The sequence below is a fragment of the uncultured Kluyvera sp. genome (assembly GCF_902485085.1).
GTDB classification, from domain to species: domain Bacteria; phylum Pseudomonadota; class Gammaproteobacteria; order Enterobacterales; family Enterobacteriaceae; genus Kluyvera; species Kluyvera ascorbata.
This window is the reverse complement of sequence record NZ_CABTJS010000015.1, coordinates 1-8,183: the sequence shown is the minus strand read 5'-3', so window position 1 is coordinate 8,183 and position 8,183 is coordinate 1. Positions and strand designations below refer to the sequence as shown.

At 54.9% G+C, this 8,183-nt stretch carries 4 protein-coding genes and 1 pseudogene; 3 read left to right on the top strand and 2 right to left on the bottom strand.

Features of this window, described 5'->3' with window-relative positions; all coding sequences use genetic code 11:
- The first annotated feature begins 53 nt into the window (after positions 1-53).
- The 3 genes from gapA to RDN66_RS03020 all read left to right on the top strand — a co-directional run bounded on the left by gapA (position 54) and on the right by RDN66_RS03020 (position 6,353).
- The gene (gapA, locus tag RDN66_RS03030) at positions 54-1,049 is read left to right on the top strand and encodes a glyceraldehyde-3-phosphate dehydrogenase (RefSeq protein WP_035894601.1); all 996 of its coding nucleotides are present in this window, start codon (positions 54-56) and stop codon (positions 1,047-1,049) included.
- 83 nt (positions 1,050-1,132) lie between these two features.
- The gene (locus tag RDN66_RS03025) at positions 1,133-2,017 is read left to right on the top strand and encodes a D-hexose-6-phosphate mutarotase (protein ID WP_202215946.1); all 885 of its coding nucleotides are present in this window, start codon (positions 1,133-1,135) and stop codon (positions 2,015-2,017) included.
- Positions 2,018-2,348: 331 nt separating this feature from the next.
- Positions 2,349-6,353: an autotransporter outer membrane beta-barrel domain-containing protein gene (locus tag RDN66_RS03020; RefSeq protein ID WP_308537541.1), complete on the top strand. Its 4,005-nt coding sequence runs from the start codon at positions 2,349-2,351 to the stop codon at positions 6,351-6,353.
- Positions 6,354-6,453: 100 nt separating this feature from the next.
- Here RDN66_RS03020 and RDN66_RS03015 read toward each other — a convergent pair whose 3' ends face one another.
- Both RDN66_RS03015 and RDN66_RS03010 read right to left on the bottom strand, forming a co-directional pair.
- Positions 6,454-7,200 (bottom strand): MipA/OmpV family protein, encoded by a 747-nt coding sequence (locus tag RDN66_RS03015; RefSeq protein ID WP_035894606.1) that lies wholly within the window; start codon positions 7,198-7,200, stop codon positions 6,454-6,456.
- A 797-nt stretch (positions 7,201-7,997) separates the two neighbouring features.
- Positions 7,998-8,183, bottom strand: a pseudogene (locus RDN66_RS03010) (hypothetical protein); the annotation flags it as partial.

The following is an 8,183-nucleotide window of genomic DNA, read 5'->3' as shown; positions in this document are numbered from 1 at the left end:
TTTGTAATTTTACAGGCAACCTTTTATTCACTAACAAATAGCTGGTGGAATATATGACTATCAAAGTAGGTATCAACGGTTTTGGCCGTATCGGTCGCATTGTTTTCCGTGCTGCTCAGGAACGTTCTGACATCGAGATCGTTGCAATCAACGATCTGTTAGACGCAGACTACATGGCTTACATGCTGAAATATGACTCCACTCACGGCCGTTTCAACGGTACCGTTGAAGTGAAAGACGGTCATCTGATCGTTAACGGTAAAAAAATCCGTGTTACCGCTGAACGTGATCCGGCTAACCTGAAGTGGAACGAAGCAGGCGTTGACGTTGTTGCTGAAGCAACTGGTCTGTTCCTGACTGACGAAACCGCACGTAAGCACATTGCTGCTGGCGCGAAAAAAGTGGTTCTGACTGGTCCTTCTAAAGACAACACCCCTATGTTTGTTAAAGGCGCTAACTTTGACAAATACGAAGGTCAGGACATCGTTTCTAACGCATCTTGCACCACTAACTGCCTGGCACCGCTGGCTAAAGTTATCAACGACAACTTCGGCATCATCGAAGGTCTGATGACTACTGTTCACGCGACCACCGCTACTCAGAAAACCGTTGATGGCCCGTCTCACAAAGACTGGCGCGGCGGCCGCGGCGCAGCTCAGAACATCATCCCATCCTCTACCGGTGCTGCTAAAGCAGTAGGTAAAGTACTGCCAGAACTGAATGGCAAACTGACTGGTATGGCGTTCCGCGTTCCAACCCCTAACGTATCCGTAGTTGACCTGACCGTTCGTCTGGAAAAAGCTGCTTCTTATGAAGAAATTAAGAAAGCAATCAAAGCTGCTTCCGAAGGCGCAATGAAAGGCGTTCTGGGTTACACCGAAGACGACGTTGTATCTACTGATTTCAACGGTGAAGTTTGCACTTCCGTATTCGATGCTAAAGCTGGTATCGCACTGAACGACAACTTCGTTAAACTGGTTTCCTGGTACGACAACGAAACTGGTTACTCTAACAAAGTTCTGGACCTGATCGCTCACATCTCCAAATAAGTTGAGATGAGTATCTGATCCAAAAAGGCGACTTCGGTCGCCTTTTTTTATGACCAAAATATTTACACACCAAGGATTGCATCATGATTAACAAAATTTTCGCTCTCCCGGTCATTGAACAGCTTACCCCTGTCCTCTCTCGTCGCCAGCTTGATGAGCTGGAGCTTATCGTTGTCGATCATCCCAAAGTCAAAGCGTCCGTCGCTTTCCAGGGCGCACACCTGCTCTCCTGGAAACCAGCGGGTGAAGAAGAAGTGCTGTGGCTGAGCGATAACACGCCGTTTAAAAACGGCGTCGCCCTGCGTGGTGGCGTACCCATCTGCTGGCCATGGTTTGGCCCAGCGGCACAGCAGGGTTTCCCGGCGCACGGTTTTGCGCGCAACCTGCCGTGGGAGCTGAAGGCTCACAATGAAGATGACAACGGTGTCGTGCTGACCTTTGAACTGAAGAGTAGCGATGCCACTCGCCAGTACTGGCCACATGAATTCTCCCTGCTCGCGCGCTTCAAACTGGGTAAAACCTGCGAGATGGAGCTGGAAGCACACGGTGAGTTCGAGACTACGACCGCGCTGCACACCTACTTCAACGTCGGTGACATTCACGCCGTCAAAGTTAGCGGCCTCGGCGACCGTTACATCGATAAAGTGAATAACGCTGAAATTGGCGAGCTGAGCGACGGCGTACAGACCTTCCCGGACCGTACCGACCGTGTCTATCTGAACCCGGAAGCGTGCAGCGTTATCAGCGATACATCTCTGAACCGCACTATCGACGTGATTCATCATCATCACGTCAACGTTGTGGGCTGGAACCCAGGTCCGGCGCTGTCGGTCAGCATGGCCGATATGCCAGATGATGGTTACAAAACCTTCGTTTGTGTTGAAACTGCCTGCGCCAGCGCAACGCAGAAAGCCAGTGAAGAGAAACCTGCCCGTCTGAGCCAGACCATCCGCGTCGTTAAACGTTAATTCCCTCCCCTATATCTCGCTGGGCGATAACACATTGCCCGGCGCTTTTCCTCTACCGCGCATCAACAGACTTATTTAATCCAAAAAAGTTACCGGTAACATCACTTAGATCAAGCAGCCTGAAACATCCTGAAATAGGATTATTATTAGGTGATATTCTTATTTCACAACAAGAATATGCCAGTAATTTTCAAATAGTCACAATATTAATCTGAATAACACTCACTCTCATTCCCTTATCTACTGCGCGGCACTCAGGTATTTGCCTGTCTGATTCACCGTCAGCCCCGCAGCGCTCAACACCATTATTTTGTTTTTCCCGAGGATAATCATGCCTGTTTTTCACGCGCTTCCTTTCCGGCGCAGCACCCTTACTCTCACCGTGGGGCTTGCCCTGTGCGCCCTGACACCTAATGGAGTGAATGCTGCCGATGGTGCAGACGGCAGTGCCGCAACGCCTGATGCCAGCGCGCAAGGGGGTCACGGCGGCAATATGGATTTAGTGACCGGTGTCGGTGGCAACGGTGGGGCTGGAGGTGCCGGAGGGCGCGGACAGGCGAGCAGCGACGGACAAAGCGGTGAAGCCGGTAGCCTGAGCGGCAGCCCGATAGCCGCCGGTAACGGTGGGGCTCACCAGGAACCTGACCGCGTAGCCACTACCGGTGCCGGCGCTGCCGGCGGTGGCGGTGGCGGCGGTGCTGCGGGGGCTGTACTGAATGGATCCGGGCACACGCAAAACAACGCCACCATTCGGGGCGGCAACGGCGGGCGCGGTGGTAACGGCGGCTCAAACACCACGGACGTTGTCGATGCTGGGAACGGCGGCAACGGCGGTGACGGCGGTGGCGGAGGGAGCGGCGTGCTGCTCACCGCCAGCGGCAGCTATGACAACAGCGGCACAATAAGCGGCGGTAACGGTGGCACCGGGGGGAATACCGGCAGCGCCAGCGCGAATGATAAAACCAACAACGGTATCACTATCCATGCCGGTAGCGGCGGCGCGGGCGGTGAAGGTGGCGACGGCGTGACTGCAACAAAAGGCGGCAATGTCACCAATAGCGGCACCATCAGCGGCGGTAACGGCGCCACCGGTGGTCTGGCGGCCAACGCCAACAGCCAGCAGAACACCACGGTCACCGGCGTCGGCGGCACCGGCGGGAAAGCGGCCAGCGGCGGTAACGGCGTATGGCTCAGCGATACCAGTTCAATCACAAATACGGGAAAAATACTGGGCGGTATCGGCGGCAATGGTGGCAACGGCGGCGCGGTTGAAGCCGGTCAGGGAACCGGCGTTGTCGGCTATGGCGCCATCGGCGGCAACGGCGGCAGCGGGATCACCGTGGTCAATAGCGGCACTGTCACCAATCAGATGGGTGGCGAGATAAGCGGCGGCTATGCCGGGACCGGCGGCGGTGGTAACTCCAATAGCAGCGGTCTGAACCTCAGCGGCGGCGACGGTGGCGACGGCGGTAACGGTGGTATCGGTATTGCGCTGGAAAATGGCGGTACGGTCTCTAACTTCGGCAAGGTCATCGGCGGCGCGGGCAACCGTGGCGGCGGTAGCGGCAGCCTGGCAACCTCCCACGGCGGCGATTCCGGCATTGGCGGTATTCGGATTGATATCACCCAACAGGGGAAGGTGACCAACGAAGCGTCAGGGAAAGTGCTGGGCGGTAAAGGCGGAGATGACTCTGCTGGCGGCGGTGGCGTCGGGGGAATTGGCGGTACCGCCGTCAATATTACCGGCGCAGGCGATGTCCTTAATAAGGGCGAATTTACCGGCGGCGACGGCGGTGCGGGGGCTAATGCTAACGGTACCAACGCCGACGGCGGAACCGGTGGTCAAGGTGGCAACGGGTTATCCATTCACGGCAAAGGTACCGTCACTAACGCCACCAGCGCTACGGTCCACGGCGGTATGGGCGGCACCGGCGGTGGCGGCAGCATCGGCAACGGTGGCGTTGGCGGCAAAGGAGGCAACGGCGTACTGATTGGCGCAGGCGGCACGGTGACCAACGACGGTAACATTGTCGGCGGGACCGGGAATCGTGGCGGCGGCGGTGGTCAGTCTGACGGCGGCAGCGGCGGTGACGGCGTACATATCGAGGCTGGCGGCGGTACGCTGGATAACAGCGGCACCATTTCTGGCGGCAGCGGCGGCAATGCGGGTACTGCCACCGGCAGCGCGGGTGCGGGCGGCATCGGCGTGTACGGTAGCGATATGACCATCATTAACAGCGGTACGCTTCAGGGCGGGATGAGCCAGGATGGAACCACCCGCGCCCAGGCCGTGATGTTTGCCTCCGGCACCAACTCGCTGGCGCTACATGCGGGCTACAACGTGGTGGGTGATGTCAGCGCGGGTAACGGCGATGATACGCTGATCCTTGGCGGCGACCGTGACGCGGAATTTGATGCCGTAAGTATTGGCGACAGCGCCCAGTATCAGGGCTTCGATCATTTCAGCAAAGAGGATGCCAGCACCTGGCTTTTGAAAAACAGTACGGATTCGGTCACCCCCTGGACGCTGAAAGGCGGCGTATTACAGGTTGCCAAAGCCGAGAGCCTCGGCCAGACCGGAAGCGCGCTGACCTTCGACGGCGGTACGCTCCAGTTGCTCGACAACGTCTCACTGGACGCTTCACGGCCGATGACTCTCGCTGGCGCTGGCGGTACGCTGGATACTCAGGGCTACCGCGCCACGATAGACCAAGGTATGACCGGCAGCGGGAACTTCACCAAACAAGGGTCTGGTGCCCTCACGCTTACCGGTGACAGTACCTTTGAGGGTGAAACGACCCTTGCCGGCGGCAGTATGGATGTCATCGGCTCACTCAAAAGTGCGGTAACCGCACTGAACGCCACCGCCCTCTCCGGCACCGGCAGCGTCGGCAGCACAACGCTTGAAACCAAGAGTTCACTGACCGTAGGTTCGCCAGCCGAGAGCGATGACACCGACGCGACCTTTACGGTTGACGGCAACCTCAGTAACGGCGGCAGCGTCACGCTATCACGCAGTCTGCTGCATGTGGGTAACGAGCTGGATGTCAGCGGTAATTATCGCGGCGAAGGCGATAGCACGCTGAATCTCAATACCGTACTGGGAGATGATGCGTCGCAAACCGATCATCTCAGCATTGCGGGTGATACCTCCGGCACCACGCGCGTCACGGTCAATAACGTGGGCGGTCTCGGCGCACAGACGAATCAGGGGATTGAGGTCATCAGCGTTGGCGGACAATCCGCTGCTGGCGCTTTCGTACAGGCGAACCGTGTGGTTGCTGGTCCGTGGGACTATAGCCTGGTGCAAAAAGGCCAGAACTGGTATCTGACCTCAATCAACACCAAGACGGTGACACCGCAGTATCGCCCGGAGGCCGGAAGCTACCTGGTCAACCTGGCCGCCGCCAACACCGTCTTTAGCCTATCGCTGGACGATCGTGAAGGTGCCACTGAGTACACGCCACAGTGCGCGAAGCGCTCTGCCCTGGCAAGCTCCTTCTGGCTGCGCCAGGAAGGCGGACAGAACCGCTCGCGCGCGGCAGGCGGGCAAATTCGCTCCCGCGCCAACCGCTATGTGGCTCAGATGGGTAACGAATTCTGGCATGGCAGCCGCAATGGCGACGACCGCTGGGGCGCAGGGCTGATGGCAGGCTACGGTAACGTCTCGGGGCTATCGTCCTCATCCCTGACCAACTACCGCTCGCGCAGCCATATGGCGGGCTATAGCGTGGGGGCGTACAGCACCTGGTATCAGAATGCAGTCAGCCGACAGGGTCTGTATCTCGATAGCTGGGTTAACTACAACTGGTTTACTAACCAGGTCAACGGCGACGAGTTGCAGCATGAAACCTATGACAGCCACGGTTTCACTGCCTCGGTGGAAACGGGCTATAACATGCTGCTACGGGAGCAGCCACGCCAGGCTATCTATCTTGAACCACAGGCCCAGCTCACGTGGATGGGGGTAAAAGGCCCAGACCATACCGAAGCCAATGGTACGCAGGTGAAAGATAGTAGCAAAGGCAATCTGCAATCACGTCTGGGGATGCGGCTCTATCTGCGCGGCCACCGCACGGAGGACGACGGCAAGGGACGAGAGTTCAAGCCATACGCCGAAGCCGACTGGCTGCATAATACCCACTTCGCCGAGATTAGCATGGGCAATACCTCGATTCGTCAGGAAGGCGCGGCCAATATTGCACAACTAAAACTCGGCGTGCAGGGGCAAATCTCCCCGTCGCTGAATCTATGGGGAGGTACCGCGATACAGGTGGGTGACCACAGCTATAGCGATGCGTCGATAATGATGGGCGTGAAATACGCCTTTAAATAAAAAAGCCTCACCACGGTGCAGCGCACCACGACGAGGCCCTTTTGCAGTGCAACCCCAACGCGCAATACGTTGGGGTTCATCCCGCTGAAATTCGGGACAATTAGAAAGTGTAGGTCACACCCGTAGACAGTAACCCGGTCCAGCTCTTGTCAACCATTGGGCTGTCGGTGATTTCGTCAGACAGGCGGGTATAACGTGCGGTACCGTAAACGCTCCAGCTGTTCGCGAAGCGATAGTTGGCGGTCAGCTCCAGATACGGGTTCCAGCTGTTGCTTGGGTCATAGCTTCTCAGACCACTTTTGGCCGCTTCATGATGCGAAACGCCGTAGTAGTACTGGTTCTGGTTTTCGCTGTTCCACTCAACGCCGATACCCGGCGTTAAGGTCAGGCCACCGTTGGTGTAGCGATACACCCACGCGGTATCCCACACCACCCCGTTACTGTTATCCAGAATGTCACCTGAAAGCGCGGTACGCAGAGAACCATACTGTGTGTGGTGCATCCAGGAGACACCCGCCATCACGGTAGATTTACGCTTATCAAGCTTACGCAGTTGGCTGTTGTCGCTGTCGCCCGGCTTGAAGTACATCGGAGACCAGTATCCCATCACCGAGAGTTGGTCTGTGCCGTCATTCCACAAATAGTAGCCGCCACCCAGACCACGGAACCAGAAGTTATCCCCTTCATAGTTGATAACCGGTACAGGGTATAAGTCATGGTCGTACTGCTTATATGGATGCTCAACAATCCCGACACCCGCACCCAGAGTCAGCTTACTTTCCGCCTGTACTGCGGTAGCAGAAGTGGCAATCAGGACCCCTAAAGCTAGAAGTTTGATTCGATTCACAATCTGTCATTCCTTTTTTCAACATTTCAGCGGGCTGAAGTTTACCTTTCACACAGCCTAACGACAAATTTTTTACCTGTAATATCAGAATACGACTCTTCATTATCTCGCCCAATGATGGCAACACGCTTGCAAATACGTGACAGCACTATGAAAGCGTAAAAAATATAAAAAGAATTAATGCCCGTATTTTTTGATGAGTTATTGATATGTCATTGAAAATCGTTTTTCCCGCCATGCAAGTTTTGCAAATGCCATCTACGCTTAATTTTAGAAGGTGTAATCGCAGCGCACGTTACCGTTAATCGTCCAACAACCTGGCACAAGGGTTGCTGGATTAAGGAGTGAGCGTCGTTCGGCTTACCTCTTCCGGGAGCCCCCACTATTCATACCAATGGCTCTTAACCTGTGCTAAAAAACGAAAGGACGCATACAACAATCAATGGGAACATAAACACTAAAATGTTTTTATCAATAAATTCAAACACTTTTCAGTAGTTTGTCTATCTTCGAACAATCAACAAGCATCTTCTGTAAGTCATCCATACTAAAAGGATGCACCGTACACAACTGAAACAATCTATCAGTATCACAATCATCTTTATGTATGAACATCTTCTTATCATCCAGACTCACGTAAGCGTGCTTATACGTAATCACATACTCACTCTCCAATACTGAAACAACTACAGTAGAACGAGCTTGTTCATAAGTCACTAGAACATTGAAGCAACTGTCTGGACTAACAACTGTGCTAATGCTAATCCTATAAGCAAGAGCAAGATTTATAACCTCCATCAATCACTATCCCCTGTGTAATCCACACAGACGACTTCGCAAACGACAGATGTTCCATGCCATTCATCTTGACCTGCTCCCCGTTGATTAGTACACCCCGATGTTAGTAATGTCTTCATAAGCCACATGAGGACATCCCCATGAAGAAGCGTTTTTCCGACGAACAGATCATCAGTATTCTCCGC